Source organism: Stappia sediminis (genome assembly GCF_009826895.1).
Taxonomy (GTDB): Bacteria; Pseudomonadota; Alphaproteobacteria; order Rhizobiales; family Stappiaceae; genus Hongsoonwoonella; species Hongsoonwoonella sediminis.
In genome coordinates this window covers 253,903-280,514 of the sequence record NZ_WUMV01000002.1, presented here as the reverse complement: position 1 = coordinate 280,514, position 26,612 = coordinate 253,903, and the positions used below count along the sequence as shown (strand labels likewise).

At 61.5% G+C, this 26,612-nt stretch carries 22 protein-coding genes; 12 read left to right on the top strand and 10 right to left on the bottom strand.

Annotated elements, in window-relative coordinates; genetic code table 11:
- Positions 1-2 precede the first annotated feature (2 nt).
- From araD1 to GR183_RS04810, 4 genes are read left to right on the top strand one after another with little or no spacing between them, the layout of a single operon-like run.
- Positions 3-998, top strand: coding sequence for an AraD1 family protein (araD1, locus tag GR183_RS04825; protein ID WP_160774468.1), 996 nt, complete (start codon positions 3-5; stop codon positions 996-998).
- A gap of 19 nt (positions 999-1,017) precedes the next feature.
- Positions 1,018-2,760: an L-arabinonate dehydratase gene (gene araD, locus GR183_RS04820; protein WP_160774467.1), complete on the top strand. Its 1,743-nt coding sequence runs from the start codon at positions 1,018-1,020 to the stop codon at positions 2,758-2,760.
- Positions 2,747-3,685, top strand: a complete 939-nt coding sequence (locus tag GR183_RS04815) for a Gfo/Idh/MocA family protein (protein WP_160774466.1) — start codon at positions 2,747-2,749, stop codon at positions 3,683-3,685. Before araD (GR183_RS04820) ends, GR183_RS04815 begins: the two co-directional genes overlap by 14 nt.
- A 15-nt stretch (positions 3,686-3,700) precedes the next feature.
- The gene (locus GR183_RS04810; RefSeq protein ID WP_160774465.1) at positions 3,701-5,230 is read left to right on the top strand and encodes an aldehyde dehydrogenase (NADP(+)); all 1,530 of its coding nucleotides are present in this window, start codon (positions 3,701-3,703) and stop codon (positions 5,228-5,230) included.
- Between the two features lie 125 nt (positions 5,231-5,355).
- On the opposite strand, the gene GR183_RS04805 is transcribed toward GR183_RS04810, so the two are convergent.
- Both GR183_RS04805 and GR183_RS04800 read right to left on the bottom strand, forming a co-directional pair.
- A complete protein-coding gene (locus GR183_RS04805) occupies positions 5,356-6,261 on the bottom strand; it encodes a dihydrodipicolinate synthase family protein (protein WP_160774464.1) in 906 nt (301 codons plus the stop codon).
- A 25-nt stretch (positions 6,262-6,286) separates the two neighbouring features.
- On the bottom strand, positions 6,287-7,009 hold the full coding sequence (locus GR183_RS04800; RefSeq protein WP_160774463.1) for a GntR family transcriptional regulator: 723 nt from the start codon (positions 7,007-7,009) through the stop codon (positions 6,287-6,289).
- A gap of 174 nt (positions 7,010-7,183) precedes the next feature.
- Between GR183_RS04800 and GR183_RS04795 the strand changes: the two genes are divergently transcribed.
- The 7 genes from GR183_RS04795 to GR183_RS04765 all read left to right on the top strand — a co-directional run bounded on the left by GR183_RS04795 (position 7,184) and on the right by GR183_RS04765 (position 15,961).
- On the top strand, positions 7,184-8,212 hold the full coding sequence (locus tag GR183_RS04795; RefSeq protein WP_160774462.1) for a TRAP transporter substrate-binding protein: 1,029 nt from the start codon (positions 7,184-7,186) through the stop codon (positions 8,210-8,212).
- 144 nt (positions 8,213-8,356) lie between these two features.
- Entirely contained in the window at positions 8,357-10,438 is a 2,082-nt protein-coding gene (locus GR183_RS04790; protein ID WP_160774461.1) for a TRAP transporter large permease subunit, read from the top strand.
- A 12-nt stretch (positions 10,439-10,450) separates the two neighbouring features.
- The gene (locus GR183_RS22135) at positions 10,451-10,573 is read left to right on the top strand and encodes a dihydroxy-acid dehydratase (protein WP_160774460.1); all 123 of its coding nucleotides are present in this window, start codon (positions 10,451-10,453) and stop codon (positions 10,571-10,573) included.
- 10 nt (positions 10,574-10,583) lie between these two features.
- The gene (araD, locus tag GR183_RS04780) at positions 10,584-12,323 is read left to right on the top strand and encodes an L-arabinonate dehydratase (protein WP_160774459.1); all 1,740 of its coding nucleotides are present in this window, start codon (positions 10,584-10,586) and stop codon (positions 12,321-12,323) included.
- Between the two features lie 7 nt (positions 12,324-12,330).
- On the top strand, positions 12,331-13,056 hold the full coding sequence (locus GR183_RS04775; RefSeq protein ID WP_160774458.1) for a ribonuclease activity regulator RraA: 726 nt from the start codon (positions 12,331-12,333) through the stop codon (positions 13,054-13,056).
- A gap of 15 nt (positions 13,057-13,071) precedes the next feature.
- A complete protein-coding gene (locus GR183_RS04770) occupies positions 13,072-14,595 on the top strand; it encodes a D-arabinonate dehydratase (RefSeq protein WP_160774457.1) in 1,524 nt (507 codons plus the stop codon).
- Positions 14,596-14,791: 196 nt separating this feature from the next.
- Entirely contained in the window at positions 14,792-15,961 is a 1,170-nt protein-coding gene (locus tag GR183_RS04765) for an amidohydrolase (protein WP_160774456.1), read from the top strand.
- An 80-nt stretch (positions 15,962-16,041) separates the two neighbouring features.
- On the opposite strand, the gene iolB is transcribed toward GR183_RS04765, so the two are convergent.
- The 8 genes from iolB to GR183_RS04725 all read right to left on the bottom strand — a co-directional run bounded on the left by iolB (position 16,042) and on the right by GR183_RS04725 (position 25,416).
- Positions 16,042-16,848: a 5-deoxy-glucuronate isomerase gene (gene iolB / locus GR183_RS04760; RefSeq protein ID WP_160774455.1), complete on the bottom strand. Its 807-nt coding sequence runs from the start codon at positions 16,846-16,848 to the stop codon at positions 16,042-16,044.
- Positions 16,849-16,862: 14 nt separating this feature from the next.
- Complete coding sequence (iolE, locus tag GR183_RS04755) at positions 16,863-17,768, bottom strand: myo-inosose-2 dehydratase (RefSeq protein WP_160774454.1); 906 nt, start codon at positions 17,766-17,768, stop codon at positions 16,863-16,865.
- Between the two features lie 12 nt (positions 17,769-17,780).
- Complete coding sequence (gene iolD, locus GR183_RS04750; RefSeq protein WP_160774453.1) at positions 17,781-19,607, bottom strand: 3D-(3,5/4)-trihydroxycyclohexane-1,2-dione acylhydrolase (decyclizing); 1,827 nt, start codon at positions 19,605-19,607, stop codon at positions 17,781-17,783.
- Positions 19,604-21,517: a bifunctional 5-dehydro-2-deoxygluconokinase/5-dehydro-2-deoxyphosphogluconate aldolase gene (locus tag GR183_RS04745; protein ID WP_160774452.1), complete on the bottom strand. Its 1,914-nt coding sequence runs from the start codon at positions 21,515-21,517 to the stop codon at positions 19,604-19,606. Before GR183_RS04745 ends, iolD begins: the two co-directional genes overlap by 4 nt.
- The gene (locus GR183_RS04740; protein WP_244313635.1) at positions 21,517-22,275 is read right to left on the bottom strand and encodes an ATP-binding cassette domain-containing protein; all 759 of its coding nucleotides are present in this window, start codon (positions 22,273-22,275) and stop codon (positions 21,517-21,519) included. Before GR183_RS04740 ends, GR183_RS04745 begins: the two co-directional genes overlap by 1 nt.
- Positions 22,276-22,336: 61 nt before the next feature.
- The gene (locus GR183_RS04735; RefSeq protein WP_160774450.1) at positions 22,337-23,446 is read right to left on the bottom strand and encodes an ABC transporter permease; all 1,110 of its coding nucleotides are present in this window, start codon (positions 23,444-23,446) and stop codon (positions 22,337-22,339) included.
- 86 nt (positions 23,447-23,532) lie between these two features.
- On the bottom strand, positions 23,533-24,459 hold the full coding sequence (locus GR183_RS04730; protein ID WP_160774449.1) for a sugar ABC transporter substrate-binding protein: 927 nt from the start codon (positions 24,457-24,459) through the stop codon (positions 23,533-23,535).
- Between the two features lie 126 nt (positions 24,460-24,585).
- Positions 24,586-25,416, bottom strand: coding sequence for a MurR/RpiR family transcriptional regulator (locus GR183_RS04725; protein WP_160774448.1), 831 nt, complete (start codon positions 25,414-25,416; stop codon positions 24,586-24,588).
- 78 nt (positions 25,417-25,494) lie between these two features.
- On the opposite strand from GR183_RS04725, the gene GR183_RS04720 reads away from it, so the two are divergent.
- Positions 25,495-26,610 (top strand): Gfo/Idh/MocA family protein, encoded by a 1,116-nt coding sequence (locus GR183_RS04720; RefSeq protein WP_160774447.1) that lies wholly within the window; start codon positions 25,495-25,497, stop codon positions 26,608-26,610.
- The last annotated feature ends 2 nt before the right edge of the window (positions 26,611-26,612 follow it).

Here is a 26,612-nt window from a genome sequence, read left to right as displayed (position 1 = left end):
CCATGCTGTTGTCGCAGATGAAGACGGAGGATGGCTCATTGCGCGTCATCGCTCGTGCGGGTACGGAAACCTTCGAAGTATCCGGCGCCGAAAGCGTCTATGCGCTTGCTTGCGAATGTGCGCGCGAAGGCGTGCCCCTTGCCGCGAAAATCGCCGCACTCGGCCTCGGGTGCGCTGTCGACCTGGAGCGCGCCTATGAAGAGGGCCGGCTGTTCAACCCGATCCATCATCCCGACCCTGCGCATCTGCATCTGACGGGCACGGGCCTCACGCACCTTGGTTCCGCCTCAACGCGCGACGCGATGCACCAGTCGGCGAGAGAGGAAGAAGCGCTTACTGACTCCATGAAGATGTTCAACATGGGGCTCGAGGGTGGAAGGCCCGCCATCGGACATGCCGGCGTACAACCCGAGTGGTTTTACAAAGGCAACGGCGCTTCGCTCGTGGCGCCGGGCGCCGACCTGGTATCGCCGGAATTCGCGGAAGACGGGGGCGAGGAACCGGAGATTGCCGGCATCTATGTCATCGGTGCGGAGGGCACGCCATTTCGCGTCGGCTTTGCCCTGTCGAACGAGTTCTCCGATCATGTGATGGAGCGTCGAAACTATCTCTACCTTGCTCACTCCAAGCTTCGCCCGGCAAGCATCGGCCCGGAAATCCTGATCGGAGATCTGCCGCAGGATATTCGCGGAACTTCGCGTATCCGACGCGGGAGTGAGGTGATCTTCGAGGAACCGTTCCTGTCCGGCGAGGCGAATATGTCGCATACGATCGCCAATCTCGAGCATCACCACTTCAAATACGGGCTCTTCCGCCAGCCTGGCGACGTTCATGTGCACATGTTCGGAACGGCAACTCTTTCCTTTGCCAAGGGCGTGCAGGCTGAGCCCGGCGACACCTTCGAAATTGAGGCGTCCGAATTCGGCCTGCCGCTCGTCAACAGACTGAGCGTTGCCACCATTCCGGTCGAAGAGACGTGCCGGGTTCACGCGCTTTAAATTCAGAAGCGAGAGCGTCATGACTTTCACCCCTGCCCCCTGGCCGCGCAAGCTGCGCTCGCATGAATGGTACGGCGGCGACAGCCGGGACCATATCTATCATCGCTCATGGATGAAAAATCAGGGGCTGCCGGAAGATCTGTTCGACGGCCGTCCCGTCATCGGCATCTGCAACACCTGGTCGGAGCTGACACCGTGCAACGCGCATTTGCGCGACCTCGCCCAGCGCGTGAAGCACGGCATCTATGAAGTCGGCGGCCTTCCAGTCGAATTTCCAGTCTTCTCCACCGGTGAAAGCTCCCTGCGCCCGACAGCGATGATGTATCGCAACCTCGCCTCAATGGATGTCGAAGAAGCGTTGCGCGCAAACCCTCTCGACGGCGTGGTCCTCATGGTCGGCTGCGACAAGACCACCCCGGCCCTTCTCATGGGGGCGGCCAGCGTCGACATTCCGGCGATCGTCGTCACCGGAGGACCTATGCTGAATGGCTGGTTCCGTGGCGAACGGGTGGGCTCCGGCACGGCACTGTGGCAGATGTCGGAGGACATCAAAGCCGGCAAGATGACGCGCGAGGATTTCCTCGAAGCCGAACAGGCGATGAGCCGCTCGCCTGGCTCCTGCAACACCATGGGCACCGCCTCCACCATGGCGTCGATGGCCGAAGCTCTCGGCATGGCGCTGTCGGGAAATGCCGCGATCCCGGCCGTCGACAGCCGGCGGCGCGTCATGGCGCAGCTCACGGGCCGTCGTATCGTGCAGATGGTGAAAGACGACTTGAAACCCTCCGACATCCTGACGCGGGAGGCTTTCGAAAACGCAATCCGCACCAACGGGGCCATCGGCGGGTCCACGAATGCCGTCATCCATCTTCTGGCGCTAGCAGGGCGCATCGGCGTCGACCTGACGCTGGACGACTGGGATCGTCTCGGCCGCGACGTCCCGACCATCGTGAACCTCATGCCATCGGGCAAATACCTGATGGAGGAGTTCTTTTATGCAGGCGGCCTTCCGGTCGTGATCAAGCGGCTCGGCGAAGCCGGGCTTCTGCACAAGGATGCGCTCACCGTATCGGGCGAAACCGCCTGGGATCAGGTGAAAAATGCACGCAACTGGAACGAGGACGTCATCCGCCCCGCGGACAAGGCATTGACGCAGCAAGGCGGTATAGCGGTTTTGAAGGGCAATCTTGCGCCGAAAGGCGCTGTCCTGAAACCGTCGGCGGCAAGTCCGCATCTTATGCAGCATCGCGGCCGTGCCGTCGTCTTCGAGGATATCGACGACTACAAGGCGAAGATCAACGACGAGGCCCTCGACATCGACGAAACCTGCGTCATGGTGTTGAAAAACTGCGGGCCGAAGGGCTATCCCGGCATGGCCGAGGTCGGCAATATGGGCCTTCCACCCAAGGTCCTTCGCAAGGGCATAACCGATATGGTACGCATTTCGGATGCTCGCATGTCCGGCACCGCTTACGGCACCGTCATTCTCCATACTTCTCCGGAAGCAGCAATCGGCGGTCCCCTCGCCATTGTCCAGACCGGTGACATGATCGATATCGATGTTCCCAATCGCAAGCTTCACCTGGACCTGCCGGACGAGGAAATCGCCCGACGCATCGATGCGTGGCGCTCGCCGGTCGAACCCGCCATGGGCGGCTATGCGCAGCTTTTCCAGACGCATGTGCAAGGGGCGGAAACCGGCGCGGATTTCGACTTTCTGAGGGGCGGGCGCGGAAAGGACGTACCACGTGACAGCCACTGAAACACCCGTCGCCATCGTCGGCCTCGGCAAGATCGCCGTCGATCAGCATGTTCCGTCAATCGCCGCCTCGCCCGCTTTTCGCCTCGGCGCCGTCATCAGCCGCCATGCGTCCATGAAAGGCGTTCCCTGCTATTCGTCGCTCGGCGACATGCTGGCGAAGGAGCCTGATATTCCAGCCGTTGCGCTTTGCGTTCCGCCGCAGGTTCGTTTCGACCTCGCGCATGAGGCGCTTTCCAAAGGGCGCAATGTGCTTCTGGAAAAGCCGCCGGGAGCCTCCTTATCGGAAGTCGAGGCGTTGAGCGACCTGGCGAAATCCAATGGCTGCGTCCTTTTCGCCACCTGGCATTCGCGCTTTGCCAAGGGTGTGCCCAGGGCGAAGGAATGGCTCGCGAACCGGGAAATCGGCAAAGTCATGATCACCTGGCGCGAGGACGTGCGCCATTGGCATCCGGGTCAGCAATGGATATGGCAGCCGGGTGGCCTCGGCGTTTTCGATCCCGGCATCAATGCACTTTCGATCCTGACCGAAATCCTGCCCGCTCCTGTCCAGATGACAGCAGCCGAGCTTGAATTTCCGGAAAACCGCGACACGCCGATTGCAGCCCGGCTTTCCATGCGCGGCAGCGGCAAACTTGCGGTGGAGGCGGATTTCGACTGGCGTCAGACCGGTCCGCAAACCTGGAATATCGAGGTTGAAACCGACCGTGGCCTCTTGCGCTTGACCGGCGGCGGAGCGCATCTTGAAATCGATAGCCGCGACGTAACGGATGCCGAAGCGCTTCAATCGGAGTATGACGGCATCTACGGCCGTTTCGCCGATTTGCTGCGTGAGGGCCGAAGCGAGGTCGATGTTTCCCCGCTTCGCCATGTCGCGGATGCCTTAATGCTCGGCAAACGGCTTGTCGCGGCTCCTTTCAACGACTGACCAAGAGATTTGACCATGCTCGACAAACCCGTATTCAAACCGCACGGGCGCCACCTTATCGACGGCGAATGGGTTGGCAGCGCCACAACGTTTGCCTCAAGCCCGGCGCATGGGCCCTCTTTCGACTATTCGGTGGGCACGCCGGAGCATGTCGACGCCGCGGCCAAGGCCGCTGAGGAGGCTTTCTGGACTTACGGCTACAGCGACCGGGCCGAACGTGCCGCCTTCCTCAACGCGATAGCCGACGAGATCGACGCGCGTGGGGAAGCGATCACCGAAATCGGGACGTCGGAAACCGGCCTGCCGCAAGCGCGGCTCGAGGGAGAGCGCGGACGCACCGTCGGCCAGCTTCGCCTCTTCGCCTCGCACATCGAAAAAGGCGATTATCTCGATCGCCGCCACGACGATGCATTGCCGGACCGCAAGCCGCTGCCGCGTCCGGATCTCAAGCTTATGCAGCGTCCCGTCGGCCCGGTGGCCGTTTTCGGCGCGTCGAACTTCCCGCTCGCCTTTTCTACGGCAGGCGGCGATACGGCGTCTGCCCTGGCGGCCGGCTGCCCGGTTGTCGTCAAGGGTCATTCCGCCCACCCCGGCACCGGAGAAATCGTCGCAGAGGCGATCCACGCAGCTATCAAGAAGTGCGGTGTGCATCCGGGCGTTTTCTCTTTCATTCAGGGCGGCAAGCGCGACGTAGGCCAATCCCTCGTCCAGCACCCGCTTATCAAGGCCGTCGGCTTCACGGGCTCGCTCGCAGGCGGCCGCGCGCTGTTCGATCTTTGCGCCGCCCGCGCGGAGCCAATTCCGTTCTTCGGCGAGCTCGGCTCGGTCAATCCGATGTTTCTGCTGCCTTCCGCACTTTCCGCGCGCGGGACCGAGATTGCCAAGGGTTGGGCCGGTTCGCTCACCATGGGTGCGGGCCAGTTCTGCACCAATCCGGGTATTTCGGTCGTGATCGACGGGCCGGATGCGGACGCTTACGTGGAGGCTGCCGCTGCCGCCCTTGGCGATGTCGGGGCGCAGGTCATGCTGACGGACGGCATCGCCGCCGCTTATCGCGAAGGCCGCGATCGCGTGGCAGGTTCGAGCGGCGTTCGCGAGGTGCTGACCTCAACCTGCGACCTTCGCAATGCGACGCCCTACCTCTATGCCACGACGGGCAAGGACTGGCTATCGAACCGGGAACTCGGCGAAGAGGTTTTCGGTCCGCTCGGTCTCGTGGTGCGGGCCACGGATTTCGCGGAAATGGTTGCGGTGGCCAAAAGCCTGGAAGGTCAACTTACCGCGACACTCCACATGGACGATGCGGATGTGGGCGAAGCGCGTCAGCTTCTCCCGATTCTGGAACGCAAGGCGGGCCGGCTCCTCGCCAACGGTTTCCCGACTGGTGTCGAGGTGGCGGACGCGATGGTCCACGGCGGGCCCTACCCTGCGTCCACCAACTTCGGAGCGACTTCCGTCGGCACCATGGCGATCCGCCGTTTCCTGAGGCCCGTTTGCTACCAGAACATGCCGGAAAGCATTCTCCCGAAGGATCTCCGGACCTGATCTTTCGAGATCCTCACCTGGCGGCGCCGAAAGGCGCCGTCGTTTCTTTCTGATGTATTTTCCGTCGGTGCCGACATCCGGCAGGAACGGCCGGACTGTTGGCCGGCATCGAAACCGGATCGCACTCAACTCTTCTTTGCGCGCGCCAGCACATCGGTTATCCGCGTCGATTGATCGTCGGTGAGCGGCCATGCCGCCGGCGGACGGGCATGACCGCAATCGCGCCCGAGCATTGCAAGAGCTGCCTTCACGCCCGAAACATTTGCGCCGCCGTTTTCTTCCGCACGAACGTCCTCGAATGCGCGCATACCTTCGATCAGATAGCGAGCTTCGGCATAATCCTGCCTTTCGAGCGCGGCATGGATCGCGACCGAACGCTCGGGCCACACGTTGATCAGCCCTGATGTAAACCCGCGTGCGCCAACCGCGTAGAACGTGGGCGCCCAGATCTCCGCAAGTCCCCCAACCCACACGATATCCGGGTCGCAGGCCCTCATCGCCGCAGCCAGCCGCATGGGGTTGGGCGTTGCCCATTTTACGCCGACGACGGAGGGAATGGCGCATACATCCGCGATTGCATCCGTGCCGGCCGTATCGTTTCTGATGTATAGAACAAGCGGCAGGCCGTTGGCGGCATCGGCGATCCGGCGGAGGTAATCCACCGTTCCTCTGGGCGAGACGAACGGGTCCGGCAGTTGATGGACCATCAGAGCCGCGCAACCGGCTTCAGCCGATGCGCGCGCAAGCGCACAAGCGTCCTGCACGGATCGCCCGACGCCCCCGATCAGCGGTGCCCGACCGTCCACCATACGAGCCGTCTCGGCCACCATCGCCAAGGCTTCATCAAGCGTGAGACTGTAGAATTCACCGGTGTTTCCATTGGAAACGAGAAGGTGAACACCGGCATCTATTGCGCCGTCGATGACCGGTTGCAGCCGCTTCGGATCGATCCGGTCGGCGCTGTCGAATGGCGTGACAAGAATGCCGGATATGCCGGTAAGCGAATTCCGAAGTCCCGTAGCGTCTGTCATGCGTTTGGCCCCTGTAGCAAAGACATCAGGTGAAATAATCGGGATGTTGCTGACGCAGTTCGTCGACCCGCCTGATCGTCTGGCTCAGGTGTTCACGCATCACCTTCTGGGCAAGCGGCGGGTCTCCGGCTTCGAGAGCCGCAATGATGGCGTTATGATCTGCGAGGATATTCGCGATTTTTCCCGCATTCGGAAGATGAAGCTGCCGTAGCCTGCTGAAATGCCCGGAGCGGGACTTCAGAAGATCATGCAGTTTTTCATGACCGATACCCGCCATGATCGTCCGATGAAACATTTCGTCGAGTTCCTGGAAGGAGGCAAGCTCCTCGGGATCGTCCGCCAATGCTTCCTGCATGCTGACGATCGTCTTCAGCCGCTTGAGGATGGCTGGCGTGCATGCGCCGGCCAGCCGGCCCACTACCTCGGTCTCCACGGCGATACGAAGGAGCTGGGCCTCATGAATTTCATTCAGCGCCAGACGGGTGACAAGTGTTTTCGACTGGGGAAATATCTTCACCAGTCCTTCGGCTTCGAGCTGCTGCAGCGCTTCGCGCACGGGCGTCAGGCTTACCTCGTATTCCTTCGCGATAGCGGCACGTGAAAGCACGGTGTCGGGCGGCAACGCAAAGCTGATGATCCTGCGCCTCAGCTCCTCATAGACCCGCTGCGACGCCGACGAGCCGCCAGCCTCCCTGTGACCCGGCCCCCTGGCCCCTGTGCGCTGCAGTGTTGATACCAGACTGTCCATCGCAATTCCTTCCGATGACGATTGCCGAGGTTCCCTGAGGAAATTCCAGAAAATTACCTATGGTAAAAGAGCGCTTGATTCAACTGTGACACTAATATATTAGTTTGTCCAGCCGCAGGGGCCGGAGGATACGCAGGCGCCCTTGCGCTGGGGTTGGACCGAAGGGAGGAATTCATGAAAGCCAAGTTTCTCACCACCGTAGCGGCAATTGCCGTGATAGCAGGCCTGTCGGGCTCTGCGGTAGCAGCGGACCGCGATCTGAAGGTTCAGACCAGTTCGAACGCGAGCCATTTTTCGCTGGCATACCTGAACGAGACCTGGGTTCCGAAGCTTGAGGAAATGACCAACGGCGCCCTTTCGATCGAGCTTCTGCCGATCGAATCCGTCGTCCCGCGCCGCGAAACGCCTGATGCGATTTCCGCCGGCGTTCTCGATGGGGACCTTACCTCCATCAACTACTTCTCCGGCAAGGATCCTGCCTTCGCACTGATGGGCGACCTGATCGCCGGCTATGACACGCCGGAGCAGATGATGGAATTCTGCGCCAACGGTGGCGGCAAGGAAATGCTGCAGAAAATGCATGACGCCTATTACGAGGGCGTTCAGGTAGTGGGATGCGGGTCCTATGCCCGCGAGGCTTTCGTCTCGAAGGTGCCGATCTACGGCGTTGAAGATCTGGCGGGTTTGAAGATCCGCGCGCCGGAGGGCCTTGCGGCAGACGTGTTCAAGCGCGCGGGCGCGGCACCTGTTTCCCTGCCTGGATCCGAGACTTATGGAGCGCTGGAAAAGGGCGTTATCGATGCAGCCGACAATTCGGCCTACGCCAATAACGATGCCAACGGCATGCACAAGATCGCGAAATACCCGCTCTATCCGGGCATTCACTCCATGCCTATCCTTCAGTTCACGGTATCCAAGGAAGTCTGGAACGACCTGAGCCCTGAAAACCAGCAGGCGCTAACCGACTGGTATCAACAGGCCTACAGGGGCCTTATCGAGGCAACGCGCCAGAAAGATGAGGAACTTGTGGCACGCGACAAGGCCGCGGGCGAACTGACCATTATCGACTGGCCGCAGGAAGAGCGCGACAAGCTTCGTGCGATTGCCGAAAAGGCGTGGGCGGATTTCGCGGCGGGTTCCGACCTCGCGAAGGAAACCTACCAAACCCACATCGATTTCATGAAAGAGCAGGGACTGCTCTAGGCTCGATGCGGCGGACCGTACCCGCTGGAACAGCGGGTGCGGCACTTTTCGATATTCGAATAGCCACCTCGCGCGAATGCGCAGGTGCCCGCTCGCGCATCTTCGCCGGCGGTACGGCGCCATAAATCAAGGCAGATCTGCACCATGGCCGGTGAAATTGACTCAAGGATCGCTGAAACGGACCCTGAAATCGCATCGCAGGATCCTCTTCATCACGAGGAAGAGGTACTGGCCTTCGATGATTACACGGCTGTCGATCACGTCAGTCATTTTACGGGCGTGGCGATCTCCTCCTTTTACATCATCGCCGCTATCGTCACACTTTGGGAGGTATTCTCCCGCTATGCCCTGCATGCGCCGACCTATTGGGCGTTCGAAACCGTCATGGTGCTTTGCGCCGCGTCCTGGATGCTGTCTTCCGGCTATGTAACCCTCAAGCACCGGCACATCGGTATCACCGTTTTCCATGTCTTGGCTTCGCCCGCCACGCGCTGGCGGCTCGATCTTTTCGCAATGGTCGTGGGTGTTGCCGCCCTCTACCTGCTTTTGACCGACGCGACCGTACGCGCCCTGGGTTCGATCCTGAGCGTCGAGAAATCGGGAACCGCCTTCAACTCTCCAATGCCGATGATGCTGAAGTCGCTACTCATGGTCGGCGGTTTCCTCTATCTCGCACAATTGACAACGAACCTTCATCGTCATCTTCACGCTCAATGGGCGCGAAATTCGGTAAAGGCGCTCGCGGCCATTATGACGATCTATTTCATAGCATCGATCGGCGCGGAGATTGCTGGCAAAGACAGCATCTTTGCGATGGTAAGCGGCTTCTTTTCCGACATAGGCAAGGAGCTTGATCCTTCGAAGGCGCTGAAAATGCGCTCCTACGACCTTGCGACCGTCTCGATCATCGTCGTCGTGCTCCTCATTGGCCTGATGATGACCGGCATGCCGCTCGGCATCGTGACGCTGATCGTCTCCGTGCTCATGGCAATCGCCTTCTTCGGCCCGCGCGGGCTCTTCCTGGTATCTACCAATGCCGCCGGGCTTCTGGAAAAATATACGCTGGTCGCCATTCCCTTCTTCGTGCTGATGGCCTCCATCCTGGAGCGGGCCGGCATCGCGGAAGACCTCTTCGACGCCATGTCGATCTTCGCGGGCAACCTGCGCGGAGGCGTGGCGGTGCAGACCGTCATCGTCGCTGTGATCCTGGCGGCGATGTCCGGCGTCATGGGCGGGGAGATCGTGATGCTGGGGCTGGTCGCCCTGCCCCAGATGTTCCGCCTCGGCTATGACCGGAAACTCACCATCGGCCTCATATGCGCTTCCGGCGCGCTGGCAACGCTCATCCCGCCCTCGATCATCATGATCGTCTACGGTCTTTCGGCGGAAGTCGGCATCGGCGATCTTTTCATGGCGGGTGCGGTGCCCGGCATCATGCTGGCGGTGTTCTACGCAAGTTATGTGCTAATCCGCGTCAACCTCAATCCTTCCATGGCACCAACCGCTGTGGAGGTTGCGAAACTCAGGGGTACGGATAATACCCTTTCGAAGGAACGCCTGACCGCCGTCATCCTTTGCGTGCTGCTCATCTTCTCTGTGATGGGTTCCATCTACGGAGGTATCGCGTCGGTGACGGAAGCCGCGGCCGTCGGCTGTATCGGCTCCCTCGTGGTTGCGGCCATTCGCCATCAGTTCCGGTGGAGCGTCATCAGTGCCGCACTGATGGGCTCGATGACCACGGTCGGCACGATCGTCTGGCTCATCCTTGGCGCGGTTTCCTTCGTCGGTATCTTCAATCTCGTCGGTGGCGGCGATTTCCTGCGCTCGCTCTTCCTCGACCTCGGCCTTCCGGCCATGGGCGTGATCCTGGTGATGATGCTGATCCTCGTGATCCTCGGCACATTCATGGAATGGATCGCCATCGTCTTCATTACGGTGCCGGTCTTCGCCCCTGTCGTCATGTCGCTTGCGCCGGAACTGGGGCTCACCGAGGATCAGGCAAAGGTCTGGTTCGGGATCCTCTTCGTGATGAACATCCAGATCTATTTCCTGTCGCCTCCCTTCGGGCCGGCCTGCTTCTGGCTTAAATCGGTGGCGCCGAAGGATGTGACATTGCAGGAGATCTTCACGGCCGTGCTTCCGTTTATCGCGCTGCAAATCGTTGGCCTCGTACTGGTGATGCTTTTCCCGCAAATCGCCCTTTGGCTCCCGGAATTTCTGAACTGACGGAGAATTGTGATGGTCGGACGTGACGGTGAATCGGACATCATGGCCTATGGCTACACGGCCTGGGTCGCAGGCGTTGTCCTCGCGGCAATCATTTCCGGGCTTCTGTTCGGGCTTGCCCAACCGATTTCGTGACAGGCAGAAAATGGATACTTCCAAGAAAAAACCCGAAGATCTCCGCTCGGCGCGCTGGTTCGCGCCAGATGACCTGAGAAGCTTCGGCCACCGTTCGCGCATGATGCAGCTTGGCTACGCGGAGGAGGATTTCCGCGACAAGCCGGTGATAGGCATCCTGAGCACCTGGTCGGAACTCAACACCTGCCATTCGCACTTTCCCGAAAGGGTGAAGGACGTGAAGCACGGCGTGTTGCAGGCGGGCGGCTTCGCGGTCGAAATGCCGGCACTCTCCGTGGACGAAAGCTTCACCAAGCCGACCTCGATGCTTTATCGCAACATGCTTGCGATGGAGACGGAGGAGATCATCCGCTCGCATCCACTTGACGGAGTGGTGCTCATGGGCGGCTGCGACAAGACGACCCCCGGCCTCGTCATGGGCGCGATTTCGGCCGGAGTGCCCATGATCTTCCTGCCGGCGGGGCCGATGCTGCGCGGCAATTATGCCGGCAAGATCCTGGGTTCCGGCTCGGATGCCTGGAAATACTGGGACGAACGCCGTGCCGGCAATATCACCGACGAGGAATGGCTCGGCATCCAGGGCGGCATCGCGCGTTCCGCCGGTACATGCATGACCATGGGCACTGCCTCCACCATGACTGCCATCGCCGAAGCGTTAGGATTGTCGCTTCCCGGCGCCTCCTCGATTCCTGCCGTGGATTCCGGCCATCAGCGCATGGGTTCGGCATGCGGGCGGCGGATCGTCGAAATGGTCTGGGAGGACCTGACGCCTGACCGGATCCTGACCGATGCAGCGGTGAACAATGCCGCTACGGTCGCGATGGCGACCGGATGTTCCACCAACGCGGTCGTGCATTTGATCGCCATGGCACGCCGCGCCGGTGTCGATCTCAAGCTCGATGATCTCGATGAGCTAGGGCGGGTAACACCGCTTGTCGCCAATGTCCGCCCTGCCGGCAAGAACTACCTCATGGAGGATTTCTATTACGCAGGCGGCTTGCGCGCATTGATGAAGCAACTCGAGGATCGACTGGATTGCAGCGCAATGACCGTGACCGGCAGGAGTATGGGCGAAAACCTCGAAGGTGCCGAGGTCTTTAATGACGATGTCATCCGCCCGCTTTCTAACCCTGTCTATCACGAAGGTTCGCTCGCCGTTCTGCGCGGCAACCTCTGCCCGGATGGCGCGGTGATCAAGCCCGCCGCCTGCGATCCGAGGTTTCATGTTCACGAAGGGCCCGCGCTGGTCTTCGACAGCTATCCGGAGATGAAAAAGGCGATCGACGATGAAAATCTCGATGTGACCCCCGATCACGTGCTGGTGCTTAGAAACGCCGGGCCGCAAGGGGGGCCGGGCTTTCCCGAATGGGGCATGCTGCCGATCCCGAAGGCCCTGATAAAAAAGGGCCATCGGGACATGCTGCGGATCTCCGATGCCCGCATGTCAGGCACCTCCTATGGCGCATGCGTTCTGCACGTCGCGCCCGAAAGCTTCGTGGGCGGGCCGCTTGCCTTGCTGAAGACGGGCGACATCGTGCGCCTTGACCTTGCGAACCGGCGCCTCGACATGCTGGTCGATGATGCGGAACTGGATCGACGGCGGGCTGAATGGAAAAGCCCCGAGCGGCGTTTCGAGAGGGGTTACGGCTACATGTTCTCTCGCCACGTTACTCAGGCCGATCAGGGCTGCGATTTCGACTTCCTGCAAACGGACTTCGGGCACACCGCCGGCGAACCCGATATCTTCTGAGGTTGAAATGACCGACTTCGTTTTATCCGACGAAACCCGCGAGAAACTGAAAAAGGTCTCCACGGCTTCCGTCGCCACCGCGCTCTTCAAGCGGGGCCTGCGCAACCAGTTCATCCAGGGTGTCGTGCCGGTGTCGCCCAAGCCGCACATGATGGTGGGTCAAGCCTTTACGCTAAGATACATCCCGGCGCGCGAGGACCGAAATCCGATCACGGTGTTCCGCAACCCGGATCATCCCCAGCGTGCGGCGGTCGAAGCCTGCCCGCCGGGTTGGGTGCTGGTGATGGACGCACGCAAGGACGCTCGCGCGGCCACGGCAGGTTCGATCCTTGTAACCCGCCTTGCCGTGCGAGGTGCGGCTGGTGTTGTGTCCGACGGCGGTTTCCGCGATGCCGAAGGCATCGGCAGCCTCGACATGCCGGCCTATCACGCAAAGCCTTCGGCACCCACCAATCTAACCCTGCATGAAGCGATCGAAACAAATGTGCCGATCGCTTGTGGCGATGCGCCAGTCTTTCCGGGCGATGTTCTGGTGGGGGACCGTGACGGGGTGATGGTGATCCCCGCTCATCTGGCGGATGAGATCGCCGATGAGTGCACGGGCATGGAAAGCTATGAGGATTTCGTGATGGAAGAAGTCCTGAACGGTGCCACGATCATAGGGCTCTACCCTGCGACCAAGGATGAAAACCTTGAAAAATACGAGGCTTGGCGCAAGAAAACCGGGCGCTGAGCGATAGCCGATCCCATGGAGAAGATCCCGGTCATCCGGCTCGATGAAGCCGAAAATGTAGCGGTCGCGCGTGTGGAAATATCCGCGGGCACCGAAGTCCCGTCGGAGGGCGTCATCGCGCTTCAGGATATTCCGATGGGCCACAAGATCGCGACCCATGCCATCGCCAAGGGAGAGCCGGTTCTCAAGTACAATGCGATCATCGGTTTTGCGGGCGACGATATCGCGCCTGGAACCTGGCTGCACAGCCACAACGTGCTGATGGATGAGTTCAAGAAGGACTATCGCTTCGGCCAGGACTATGTCCCGACCGAACTCTTGCCGGAAGAAGAGCGCGCGTCCTTCATGGGCTTCAGGCGCGCGGATGGCCGGGTCGGCACGCGCAACTATATCGGTATCTTCATAACGGTGAACTGCGCGGCAACCGTCGCGCGCAAGATCGCGGCCTGGTTCGATGAAGAGCGTCTGGCCGATTATCCGAATGTCGATGGCGTGGTGGCCTTCGTCCACCAGCAAGGATGCGGCATGGAGGCGACCGGCGAGGCGATGGACCTGCTGCATCGCACACTCGCCGGTTACATCCGCCACCCGAATATAGCGGGCGCGCTTGTCTGCTCGCTCGGCTGTGAGCGCAATAACCTGCAGCGCCTATTCGAAGGGGCCAGCCTTGAAGCCGGCAAGCTGCTGAAAACCGTGGTGATGCAGGATGTCGGTGGAACGGTCGCAGCGATCGAAGCGGGCAAGGCGCAGATCCGTCAGATGCTGGAGGAAGCAAACGCGATCGAGCGCACGCCCTGTTCAGCCGAACATATCATGATCGGCCTGCAGTGCGGCGGTTCGGACGGTTTTTCGGGCCTTTCCGCCAATCCCGCGCTCGGCAAGGCGATGGATATTCTCGTGCGCCATGGCGGCACCGCCATCTTGAGCGAAACGCCGGAGCTTTACGGCATAGAGCACACGCTGACAGCACGCGCGCGCAATGAGGAAGTGGGCCGAAAGTTTCTTGAGCGTATCAACTGGTGGCTTGAGTATACCGACGGCAAGGACGTGCAGATGCAAGGCGTGGTCGGCCCGGGAAACCGCCAGGGCGGGCTTGCCAATGTGATCGAGAAAGCGCTGGGCGGCTCCAAGAAAGGCGGCTCGACGGGCATTGAGGGCGTATTCACATATGCCGAACCGGTAACGGCGAAGGGCCTCGTGATCATGGATACGCCCGGCTACGATCCGGTTGCCGCGACGGGGCAGATCGCGGGCGGCGCCAATCTCATCTGCTTCACCACCGGGCGCGGGTCCTGCTTCGGTTCCTATCCGGCGCCGACGATCAAGCTTGCCACGAACACGCCGATGTACGAGCGAATGGCCGGCGACATGGATATCAATTGCGGCGCCATCATCGACGGAACGAAAACGCTCGACGAAATGGGCCAGGAAATCTTCGAGGACATCCTTGCGGTCGCGGGCGGAAAAAAATCGAAATCGGAAGCGCTCGGCGTCGGCGAGGAAGAATTCGCACCCTGGCCGATCGGCGTTACGGGCTGATCGCCGGGGCGCTTTGCGCATGCCCGCTCTTGAGCCCGGCAATTGCGGGCAACAGGTGCCGCCCGGACTCCCTCCAAATCTTCACGATGGCTTGATGGCTCTGCCTTCACAATTCACAGGCATGGATGGGGCGTCATTCCAAAGGTATCACTGTCCGTAGTACCCGATCCCCGAATATAAACGAGCGGTTTTGACGATGAGCGAATTTCATCACAACAGTGTCGACTTCGAGCAACTGAAACGAATGCGCCAATGGTTGCATGCCCACCCCGAGCTTTCCAGGCAGGAGGCAGAAACCGCGGCCTACATGCAGGCGCAGCTGAAAGAACACGCGCCACCTGACGAGATCATCTCGCTTGCCGGTGCCGGGTTCGCGGCCGTCTATAACGGCAGCGCCTCAGGAAACACTGTTCTCGCCAGGACGGAGCTGGACGCACTGCCGATCCACGAAACCAATAACGATCTCGCATATCGATCATTGTATGACGGTGTCGCTCACAAGTGCGGCCATGACGGGCATATGACGATCATCGCCGGTCTTGCCCAGATTTACGCGAGACAACGGCCGGCGCGGGGCCGCATTGTTCTTCTTTTTCAGCCGGATGAGGAAACGGGCACAGGTGCGCGAACCTGCTGCGAGCATCCGAATTTCAAAAAGATCGCACCGGACTACGCATTTGCCCTGCACAATTTTCCGGGCTTTCCCAAGGACGAGATCCTGTGCCGCTCTGGCGTTTTCACCTCGGCGGTACGTTACATGGCAATCAAGCTGAGCGGAAAGGAAGCGCACAGCGCCATGCCTGAAACGGGAGCCAGCCCGGCCCTTGCCATTGCCGAAATCGCTCAAGCGTCCGCCCGCATTCAGCAGTCGTTCGACACGCCCGACGAGCGTGCGCTTGTCGTGCCCGTGCGTTTCGACATGGGCGTTCCCTCGTCGGGTGTCGCACCGGGATACGGAGAGGCGCATTTCACCTTGCGCTCGCCGCGCAATGAGGTCGTCGACCGGATGTGGAGCGAGTTCGCCACGGCATCGGAAGAAATAGCGTCGAAATATCGCCTTCGGATCGAGTTTGAGGAAATCGAGATTTTTTCCGCAACGGTCAACGACGCGGACGCCGTCGCCATGATCGAGGATGCGGCTCGGCTGAACGGTTTGGCTTATACGGAGCTTGAGGCGCCTTTCCGCGCAGGAGAGGATTTCGGAGAAATCACCAGGCGCTACAAGGGCGCAATGTTCGGCCTCGGTTCCGGTGAGAACATCCCCGAACTTCACAACCCCGATTATGATTTTCCCGATGAGATCATCCCGTCGGGCATAGCCATGTTCAAGGCTCTCGTGGATCAGGCCCTCGAAGAGGCAAGCTAGAGGGCTTGCCCTCAACTGGGAAGCCGCTTTTCTGATCGAGGAAAAGCGTTCATGCCGGCAATACAGGCGGCGCGCCTCGATCACCCATCCCGTTTCATGATCCACTCGACGTTCGGATCCGGCACGAAGCGCCATTTGCGCAAAGGCCCCGCCATGACGTTCAGGTAATACATCTCGAAGCCGTAGGGCGCGCCGCAAGGGTGGTGTCCGCGCGGGACGAGCACCACATCGCCATCGGCGACAGCCATGGTCTCATCAAGCCGACCGTCGTCGGTGTAGACACGCTGGACGCCGAAACCTGCAGCCGGGTTCAGCCGGTGGTAATAGGTCTCTTCCAGATAGGTGATGCGCGGGTAATCATCCTCGTCGTGGCGGTGGCTCGGATAGGACGACCAGTGGCCTGCGGGAGTGAAGACCTCGGTGACGAGAAGCGCGTCGCAGTAGTCCTCGTTTTCCATGGCAATGTTGTTGATGTGGCGCGTGTTGGTGCCCTTGCCGCGCGTTGTGAGCGAGATGCCGTCCGGGCCGATCCGGCGCGCCTCGTGGCCGCCCTTGCCGGGTGCCGCGCAGACGGCGAGAACGCAGTCCGTTTCGGCAACCGCTTCCCACTCGGTGTCGTTCGGCAGATACAGGCAATGCGGCGGCGACTTCTCGAAGACATTCATCCGCTCGCCGAGAACGCCCCAGTCCCGGCCAGCCCCATGGATCGCGGCCTTCCCTTCGACCATGACGAGGATCACCTCGTTGTTGCCTGTCGCTTCGGCCGCCTTGTCACCTGCCTTCAACCGGTAAAGTGAAAAGCCCACATAGCGCCAGCCGGCGCCTTGCGGCGTGATTTCATGAACCTTGCCGCGGGTCCCGAAGGGCTTTCTCAAAAGGTCGGTCATTGCGTCCTCTCAGGTCAGGGGCGGTCGTCGATGGTCAGGCCGGATCGCGCACAGATCTCGACAATGTGGTCGTAGCCCATTTTCGAGTAATCGTATGGCGGCGCTTTCGCGGGATCCTGTTCCGCCTCGACGACGATCCAGCCCGAATAGTTCATGGCCTTGAGTTCGTCCGCCACGGCCTGGAAGTCGATGATACCGTCGCCCGGCACGGTGAACGCGCCGGCGACCACCGCATCAAGGAAGCTCTTGTCATTGTCGCGGATGTCACGGATCACGTCCGGTCGCACATCCTTGAAATGAACATGCAGAACCCGCTCGCGCCACTTCCTGAGGGTGCCGATCACATCGCCGCCGCCGAACCACAGGTGTCCGGTATCGTAAAGCAGATGCACTTCCTGCGGCGTGAACTCCATCAGCCAATCAACATCTTCCTGATCCTCGATGAAGGAACCCATGTGGTGGTGATAGGCAAGCGGCACGCCCTCGTCCGCCATCCATTTCGCCAACTCCCCAAGCTTCCGCCCATAGGCTTTCACCTCATCGCGGCCAAGCTTCGGTCGGCTGTTGACGGGCGTGCCGATGTCGCCCTGCACGGTGTTTGAACATTCGGCGTAGACGATGCAGGGCGCATCAAGTGCGGCGAACTGCTGAACCTGCTGACGCACTGCCAGCTTTTCGGCCTCGACGTCGTTGACGAGAAGGTTGCCCGAGCACCATCCACCGCAAAGCGCGATGTCGTACTTCTCAAGATAGGCCTTGAGAGCTTCGGTTTCGTGCGGCATTCGCCGGCCGCGCTCAACGCCGGTATAGCCGATGTCGCGCGCCTCGCTCAGCGCCTGCTCCATCGTGTAGTCGGCTGTAAGGTCCGGCAGATCGTCGTTCTGCCAGGCGATGGGCGAGATGCCGATCTTCACACTCATTCTCGATGTTCCTCAGTCGACGCGCTGGAGCGCGGTGTGTTTGACGTAGTTCGCCCGCGCTTCCCGCACCTCGGCGCGGTCGGAGACTTCCGGCACCGCCACATCCCACCAGTGCCCGCCTGCGCCGGTACCGGGATAGGGGTCGGTGTCGATAACAATGACGGAGGGAATGTCCCTGCCCCGCGCCTCTCCGATTTTCACTTCGAGATCGGCGATATCGGCAGCCTTGACCGCATGCGCGCCCATGGCGGCGGCGTGCGCCACGAAGTTGATATCCGGCTGCACTTCGACGTTCGCCGAGGCGTAGAGGTTGTTGAATTCCGCCCCGCCCGTCGCCATTTGCAACCGGTTGATGCAGCCGTAACCGCGGTTATCGGTGAGAACGATGGTAAACGGCACCCGGCGCATGACAGCCGTCGCCAGTTCGGAATTGGCCATCATGTAGCTACCGTCACCGACGAAGCAGACGACTTCTGCTTCCGGCCTCGCGAGCTTGATCCCCATTGCGCCGGCGATTTCGTAGCCCATGCAGGAATAGCCGTATTCCATGTGGTATCCGCCCTGGCTGGATCGCCAAAGCGTATGAAGCGCCCCGGGCATCGTACCCGCGGCGCACATCGCCACCGTGTCGGGCGTTGCCTGCCGCTGCACGGCACCGATCACTTGGGCATCGCTGGGCAGGCCCTGTCGGTTGGGCGCGGCCATCACGGCGTCGGTCGTCTCGTACCATGCGGCGCGAGCATCGGCATCCCGTTCGGGCCAGCTCTTATCGCCAAGCATCGCCTCGATCCTTTCGAGCGCCACCTTCGCGTCGGCTACAAGAGGAAGCGCGCCATGCTTGGCCGCGTCGTAGCCGGTGACGTTGATCGAGACGAGCTTGCGTCCGGGGTTGGCGAAGACGGTCCAGGATCCGGTCGTGAAATCCTGGAAGCGGGTACCGACGCCGAGGATCAGGTCGGCCTGAGCGAGAGCGACATTCGCCGCTTCGCCGCCAGTGACGCCGGCAGAGCCGAGGTTCACCCCCTCTTCCCAGTCGACGGCGCCTTTGCCGGCCTGGGTCTCGGTCAACGGAATATTGTGTTTCTTCGCAAAGTCGAGCAGCGTTTGCTCGGCGGAAGAATAAATAACCCCGCCGCCGGCGACGATGACCGGCCGCTCGGCGGCTTTCAGTGCTGCAACCACGGCATCGAGTTCCGCCTTGTCCGGCTCGGGCCGGCGGACCCGCCATATCGTTGGTTCGAAGAAGCTTTCGGGATAGTCATATGCTTCTGCTTGCACGTCCTGACAGAAGGCAAGCGTAACGGGGCCGCATTTCGCCGGGTCCGTCATGGTCTGCAGCGCGCGCGGAAGCGCGCTCAGCAGCTGTTCGGGACGGGAAATCCGGTCGAAATAGCGCGAGACCGGCCGAAAGCAGTCGTTGACGCTGACGGTCCCGTCGTCGAAATCCTCGATCTGCTGAAGCACCGGATCGGGGGCGCGGTTTGCAAAGACGTCGCCCGGGATCAGGAGAACCGGCAGCCGGTTCGCATGGGCAAGTGCGGCGGCGGTGACCATGTTGGTCGCGCCGGGGCCGATGGAGGACGTAACCGCCATTGCGCGGCGGCGCTTCGACGCCTTGGCGAAAGCGATGGCGGCGTGCGCCATGGTCTGCTCGTTCTGCCCCCGCCATGTCGGAAGCGCATCGCCGATCCCGTGAAGCGCTTCTCCAAGCCCGGCGACATTGCCGTGTCCGAAAATCGCCCAGACCCCTTCTATGAAACGTGCGCCGTCCTCGTTCATCTGCACGGAAAGCCACTTCACGAGGGCTTGTGCGGCGGTGAGGCGGATCGTCTTGCTCATGCGCGTTCCCCTGATGCCCTGGAGCGGGCTTCATCCCAAATGCGGCACAGCCGCGTGTAATTGTCTGCCATCGTGCGGACGGCCTCTTCATCGGCGATCTTGCCGCTCATCCAGTCGCGCGCCGTTTGACCGAAGATCGTGCGCCCGACGGCGAACCCCTTCACGAGCGGCTGCCTGGCGGCGAGCGCAAAGCTGGCGGCCAGTTCGCTTTCGGGCGCTTCCAGACCCAGCACCACGATACCGCGGGTGCGCGGATCGTTTTTCTCGATGGCTTCGACGGCCTTGCGCCAGGCAGCCTCGGTCCTGAAGGGCTCGAGTTTCCACCAGTCGGGATAGACGCCGAGATCGTAGAAACGCTGGATCACCACGGCACTCGTTTCGTCATCGACTGGTCCGCATTTGGAGGGGATCACCTCCAGCAGGAACTCCAGGTCGTTTCGCCGGGCGGCGTGGAAGAGACGCAGAACGGTCTGTTCCTGCGCTTCCCACATGTCCGCCCCGTCGTCTGGATGACAGAAACAGAGGCATTTCACCACGTTGTCGCGCGGCCACTCCCTGAGCCGACCATAATCGGGCCCGATCTGGGGTTCGAGCGTCAGCGGCCTGGAGCCCGGCCATTCGACCGGGCGGCCAATCCACAGGCCCGTACCGGTGGCCTTGTAGAGAGCATCACGGCCAAGCCTGCCGTCGCAAAGGACGCCATAGCCCGCCCTGCCGTCCTGGACGTCGAGCGCGGCGGCGAGGCACAGCTCCTTGAATCGGCCGATCTTTTCGTTCGTCGCGCCGTCCAGTTCCTCCAATTGAGCACGGTGGTCGAAGGCGAAGACCCGCATCGTCGACCAGTCACCCTTGCGGTTCGTCGCCCAGTGGATCTGTTCGAGTTCCACATCGTTGCGCAGGTCCGCCCGCTTGATGCCGCGCCGAAAGAAGAACTGAAGCTCCTCCCAGCTCGGATAGGCAGGGGTGCAGCCGTGTCGGCTGACCGCGAAGGCACCGCAGGCGTTGGCGTATTTGAGTGCGGTTGGCCAGTCCTCCCCGTCGAGCCACCCCTTCAGCAGACCGGACATGAAGCCGTCGCCCGCGCCAAGGACGTTGAAGACCTCGATGGGGAAACCTGGCCCGGCCTCCCCCTCGTCCAGGCTGTCGGCCACGTCGCTGGTGAATGCCACGGCCCCCAGCGGGCCGCGCTTGCACACGAGTGTCGCCTTCGAGACGGCACGCACCGCGCGTAGCGCCGCCACCGTGTCGGTGGTGCCGCCCGCAATATGGAATTCTTCCTCGGTCCCGACGATCAGGTCGAAGAGGTGCAGCGTCGATTGCAGTTTGGCGGTCACCCTTTCGCTGGCGACGAACCGGCTTTCGCCCTCGCCGTGGCCCGCTACACCCCAGAGGTTCGGACGGTAGTCGATGTCGAGCGCGGTGCGCATCCCCGCCTCGCGCGCGATTTCGAGCGCCCTGATCGTGGCGGTTTCCACCTGCGGGTGGCTCAAATGCGTGCCGGTGGCCACGAGCGCGCGCGCCTCGCGGATGAAGTCCGGGTCGATGTCGTCGACCGTCAAGCCCATGTCGGCGCAGTTCTCGCGGTAGAAGATCAGCGGGAACTGCTCCTGATCACGGATTCCGAGCAGGACGAGCGCCGTCAGGCGGTCGGGGTCGGTTTTGACCCCGCGGGTATCGACGCCCTCCCGCGCGAGCTGTTCGCGGATGAAGCGGCCCATACTCTCGTCCCCAACACCGGTGATGACCGCGGACTTCAGCCCCAGCCGCGCCGTGCCGCAAGCGATGTTTGTAGGCGAGCCTCCGATGTACTTGTCGAAGGAACCCATGTCCTCGAGGCGGCCGCCGATTTGCGCTCCGTAAAGGTCCACGGAGCTTCGACCGATCGTGATGAGATCGAGGGTTTTCGGCATCAAACCGTTCCCCCGAGCGACCCTTCGAGTTCCGCAAGTTCCTGGCCGCCCGCCATCAGGTCCTGCAACTCCTCGGGCGATATCTCGCCCCGCGTCGCGGTGCCGAGCGTCTTGCCCCGGTTCAAGACGGTGAACCGGTCTCCCACGGCTAGGGCATGGCGCACGTTATGGCTGATGAAGACGACGCCCACCCCCTGTTTGCGCACCTTGTCGATTGTTGCCAGCACGTTCGATGTCTGGCGGACGCCAAGCGCCGAGGTCGGCTCGTCGAGAATAAGGACCTTGGCGCCGAAATGCACGGCGCGCGCGATCGCCACCGTCTGCCGTTCACCGCCCGAAAGCGTCCCGACCGCCTGGTCGGGGGCCCGCAGGTTGATGCCCAGGCGGCGCATCTCCTCCATGGTCGTCGCGTTCATCTTTTCGATGTCCAGCCGCTTCAGCGGGCCGCTGCCCTTTGTGGGTTCGCGCCCCATGAAGAAATTCCGCGTCACGCTCATGAGCGGGATCATGGCGAGATCCTGAAACACCGTCGCGATCCCGGCTTCCATCGCATCGCGTGGGCTGTCGAAGGACATGGGCCTGCCTTCGAAGTAGATCTCGCCCTTCGTCGGCTTGTGCACGCCGGACATGGTCTTGATGAAGGTGGACTTGCCGGCGCCGTTGTCACCGAGAAGGCAGTGGCATTCGCCGGGCTTCACATCGAAGCTGACACCCGCGAGCGCGATGATGTTGCCGAAGTGCTTCTCGATATCCCTCATCTCGACGATGGGCGCGTGTTCGGGCACATCGCCGTGGTGGAATTTGGTATCCTCGGTCATCTCAACGCTCCCCCGTCACGCGCTTGCGGATCGCATTGTTGAAAAGAACGGCGATCAGCAGCATTCCGCCCAGGAAAACCTGGAACCAGTCCTGGTCGAAAGAGGTATAGGTCAGGCCGATGACCACCATCCCGAAGATGGTCGCCCCGAAAAAAGCGCCGATCGCGGAGCCATAGCCGCCCGTCAGGAGGCAGCCGCCGATAACCGCGGCGATGATGGCCTCGAATTCTTTCTGAAAACCGCGGCGTGCGTCCGTGGACCCGGCATCCATCACCGTGATGATCGCCACGAGTGCGGCGCAGCAGGCCGTGACCATGAAGAGCGAGATCTTGACCTTGCGCACCGGCACGCCGGAATTGGTGGCGGCATTGGGGTCGCCGCCTGCGGCGAATATCCAGTTGCCGACGGGCGTGCGCAGCAGAACCCAGGTGGCAAGGATGGCGATGATCAGGAACCAGATGATCTCGACCGGGAAACCCGGCACCTTCGGCGTGCCGCTCTTGAAGGTCTCGATCAGACCGTTCTTCGCCAGCCAGGCAAATAATCCGCTGAAAGCATCCCCCGAAAAGAAGGGAGCGAGCCAGTCATCCTCAACCGCTTCGCGCACGCCGCGAAGCTGGGTCGAACCGCCGGTAGCAAGCTTCAATCCCACAAGCGACAGGCCACGCAGAATGAACAGGAACGCCAGCGTCACGATGAACGACGGCAGGCCGGAGCGGATGACGATAAAGCCGTTCAGGGACCCCATTAGCGCTGCGAAAACGAAAGTCGCCGGGATCGCGATGCTTAGCGGCAAACCCATGGTCACGGTGGCCGCTGCGAAGAACAGGCCGGCGAATGCCACCATCGAGCCGATGGAGAGATCGAACTCTCCGCCGATCATCAGGAGCGCGGCACCGATAGCCAGAATTCCGAGCTGCGCTGCGGGTGTCATGAAGTTGACCACGCCAGACAGCGTGAACATCGCGGGATCGGCAGTCGCCAGAAAGAAAATCGTGACGAGAATAACCCCTGCGATGGCGCCCAGTTCCGGACGCTTCATCAGGCGAGCGCCGAAGCTCTCGTTCTTGAGACGTTCGTCGACGGCAGATTGAGACGCACTGTCCGACATTGGTTCCCTCCCTTGACACGCTGATGCAGAAAGGCCGTGGCGCGGTCACACACCACGGCCCCTTTTCGCAACGAAGGCGTCGCGGTTTAGCGAATTCCCTGCGCCGAAAGCTCGATCACCTGACCGGCCTTGTCGGCGGTGATCAGGTTCGGACCTGACGGCACATCGCCACCCGGGATGAGGCCGTACTTGGCGTTCAGAGCGAGGAAGACGACCGGCAGATAGCCTTGCAGGAACTGCTGCTGATCGATGGCGAAGGCCGCCTTGCCGTCCACGACCGACTGCAGGAAGCTCGCGGACATGTCGAAGGTGGCGACATTCACGTCGCCGGCACGCCCGACGGCCTCCACAGCCGCAACGGCCGGCTCACCCACCGTGCTCGCTCCAAGGCCCATGACCGTATCGATATCGGGGTTGGAATCGAGCGCGGCACGGATCTTTGCCTCGACCTCGGCCGGATCGTTGGACGTCGGAAGAACCTCGACGGTCCCGCCGAAGCCTGCGGCAAAGCCCTCGCAGCGCAGGTCGAGCGCCACGTTTCCGACTTCCTGGTTAACGCAAATCGCGTTGGAGCCGCCCATCTCGGCCAGCTTGGCGCCGGCAGCCTTGCCTGCCGTGAATTCATCCTGGCCGACGTGCAGCAGAGCGCCCAGCTTTTTCGAAACGTCCGAACCCGAATTCATCGAAATCACCGGGATGCCGGCCGCGACGGCACGCTCGATCGACGGGCCGAGCGCATCGGCGTCGGGAATAGACACGACAAGCCCGTCGGGCTCCTGGTTCACCGCCGCATCGATCATCTGGCTCATCTGCACCATGTCGAAGGTTTCCGGCGAACGGAACTCGACGTTCGCGCCCGTGTCCTTCGCCGCCGCATCGACGCCGTTCTTCACGACCGACCAGAACGGGTCGTTGGCCTGACCGTGCGCGACGACAAGAATATCCTGCGCAAAAGCAGGCGCGGTGAACGTCATCGCCGCCACGAAGGCAGCGGTCTTGAGAAATTTGGACATGTTTCCTCCCTTGAACCTCAGCGGGATCACTCCCCCTTGGAAAACCCGGCTTTTGCCGGGCATTTACTCCAGCGCCGAATTGGCGAATGGAATATTTATTCCGATTACGGTAAATTACCCGGCGTGTCAACTCCGCTCCTGCAAGGCCCGGACGGCGACCGCCAGCGTCGTTGTCAGGGTGATCGAAGCATTCAAAGCGCGGAATCCGGCCACTTCATCCTCCCGCGCGATCAGCATTGCACTGGCCCATTCCGCGACAGGACAACGATCGGAGTCGGTAAGCCCGAAGACCGTGATCCCTCGCTTGGCCACAGTCTCCGCAAGCTGAACCGTTTCTTCGGAGAACGGCGCATACGTGACGGCAAAGAGCACGTCTCCCGGAAAGATTGTCCCGGCGGCATTCAGCATGCCTACGCCATAGTGCAGATTTGCCGGAACGCCGAGTTTGTCAAAGAGATACGACATGCTGCTCACGACAGTGAAGGCGCGGCGAAGGCCGACCAGATGCACGACGCGCGCCGAGGCCATGCCGCGCGCAATACAATCCAGCCCTTCGTTCGTAACTGTGTTTGCAAGCGATATCAGCGACTTGTGCCCAGACTCCGCGAAATCCGCCAGCAATCGGCCGGTGCCGACCGCCCCCTCCTCGTGAAGCTTCGCAAGGCGCTCTTCATAGTTCGGACGGAACTCGGTGTAGCGAGCCCTGAAAAGGCCCTGCATCTCCGAATAGCCGGAAAAGCCGAGCGCCTGGCAGAACCTCATGTAAACAGAAGGCGCCACGCCGCTGGCCCTTGCCATTTCCGAAACGGTGGACACCGCGATCAGATGCAGATGCTTTCGGGTGAAGCTGGCGCATTGCTTCAATCTCTTGGGCAGGTCGTCGATCGTGCCATCCAGTTTCTCAAGCAACTCCGACACGCTGCCCGGCACGGCCCGGTTTGAAGTTCGTTCGCTCATGTGCATCTCCAGCCTTGACAGAAGCACAATAGCGGTTCATCACCAAATTGGAATAAATATTCCATACGAGGGGTAATCATGGCGCTCGGCCTAGGGCTCATCGGTACAGGCTTCATGGGTAAGGCGCACGCCCTTGCCTATCGTGCGGCAGGCGCGGTGTTCGGCGACCTGCCCGATGTAAGCCTTGAAGTACTTTGCGACACTCCGGCCGAAAGGGCGCAATCCATGGCGCGTCAGTTCGGCTTCGCCAGATCGACGGACCGGTGGCACGATCTCATTGGGGATCCCGCCGTAGATATCGTCTCGATCACGACACCCAATGCGCTGCACCGCGAGATGGCGCTTGCCGCCCTGGCGGCGGGAAAGCATGTGCATTGCGAAAAGCCGCTGGCTCTGACCCTGGAACAGGCAGAGGAGATGGAAACCGCTGCACGGGCGGCCGGTGTACGGACGATTGTCGGCTACAATTACATCCACAATCCCGCCGTTTCTCACGCCCGCAAGCTTATCGCCGACGGCATGATCGGACGCCCCGTGCATTACCGCGGCTGGGTGGATGAGGACTATCAGGCGGACCCGGAACTGCCTTGGACCTGGCGGGCAAAGCGCTCGGAAGCAGGCCTCGGCACGCTTGGCGATCTCGGCTGCCATCTGGTTTCGATGGCTCATGTGCTGATGGGCCAGGTGTCAAGCCTCATCGCCGACATCCAGATCATCCACGAAACGCGCCCGCTGCCCGGTGCATCGGGCCGCGCGCCCGTCGAGAACGAGGATACCGCTTCGGCCATCGTTCGCTTTGAAAGCGGCGCACAGGGCACGCTTTGCACCTCACGCTCCGCCTGGGGGCGCAAAAACAAGCTCGACTGGGAGGTGCACGGCACGAAGGGAATGATCTCCTTCAGCCAGGAACGGCTCAACGAGCTGCAATTTTACGTCAATGACGGCCCCCGTGCCGAACAGGGTTTCCGCACCATACTGACCGGGCCGGAGCATGCGCCATACGGCATGTTCTGTCCCGCGCCGGGCCATCAACTCGGCTTCGGCGACCTCAAGACCATCGAGGTCGCAGCGTTCCTCCGCGCGATCGCCGGCGGGCAGGATGTTTTCCCCGATTTCACCGACGCGCTCGGCATCGAACGTGTGATCCACGCCATCGACATTTCGGCCCGGGAGGGCCGCCGCATTACTCTTTGAAA